At 63.1% G+C, this 766-nt stretch carries 2 protein-coding genes; both read right to left on the reverse strand.

Annotated elements, in window-relative coordinates:
• Window positions 1-39: 39 nt before the first annotated feature.
• Entirely contained in the window at window positions 40-327 is a 288-nt protein-coding gene (locus SPR01S_RS21065; protein ID WP_066593824.1) for a hypothetical protein, read from the reverse strand.
• 158 nt (window positions 328-485) lie between these two features.
• Window positions 486-766, reverse strand: a 281-nt coding sequence (locus SPR01S_RS21070) for an NUDIX domain-containing protein (protein WP_157082395.1), incomplete at its 5' end; no start/stop codon positions are given.

The raw sequence follows: 766 nt of genomic DNA on the forward strand, positions 1-766 counted from the left end.
CTAAAGCGGTCGGGCCGGCGACGACCCATTAGCAGACGTTTAGCCCCTCAGGGTTGGATAGTCCCATTGGCTGGCCAGCCGGCCCCGCGCAGCTTCGACTATGCGCGCATAATCGGCCGTGAAGGGTGCGACCAGTTGCTTCTCAAGATCGCAAAGCAGTCCGTTCAGTACTGCTCCTTCGGCCGTGCTTTCGAAGCATGAGGAGGCTGGGGTGTCCCCTGCGCCGGTTTCGGCGCTCCAACGGGTTAGGAGGTCGAACAGGACAATGGCCTCGTCGGGTGTCAATCGAAGGGTTGCTTCAACGCCATTCTCGGCCGAGATCGTCATACTGCTTGCTGCCATGAAGAATGCCAGCTTTCCACCCAGTTTTGCCGCTCGGCCCGCATGCCGATAGCAGTCATTCGTGGGTGAGAGAGTTGGCGATCTTCTGTACCTGGCTTCGGACAGCGCCGGTTGCATCGTGTTCCTGACGGCCCACCGCGATTTTACCAGGCCCCGTGCCCGGTGATGCCTTGCCGATATTCGGCGATCCGGCGAGCGGTGGCGGGGGATAGCGGCGTGGGCAGGGCGTCCGGCGCGAACCAGCTAGCCTCCTCTATCTCGGCCAGATCGGCGCGGCGCAACTCGGCGCCCGCATCGGGACCGCCCTGCACCACGAAAATGATGATATGGTCGTCCTTGCCCTCCCGCCGGCTATGATAGACGCCGAGGACGCGCTCGATCCTGGCGTCGGTGACGCCCACTTCTTCCGCCATCTCGCGGAGCA

The sequence above is a fragment of the Sphingomonas pruni NBRC 15498 genome (assembly GCF_001598455.1).
Taxonomy (GTDB): domain Bacteria; phylum Pseudomonadota; class Alphaproteobacteria; order Sphingomonadales; family Sphingomonadaceae; genus Sphingomonas; species Sphingomonas pruni.

Bases quoted from the DNA above. Each gene is read 5' to 3' on its own strand.
- SPR01S_RS21065 (WP_066593824.1), bottom strand. From the start codon at position 327: ATGACGATCTCGGCCGAGAATGGCGTTGAAGCAACCCTTCGATTGACA.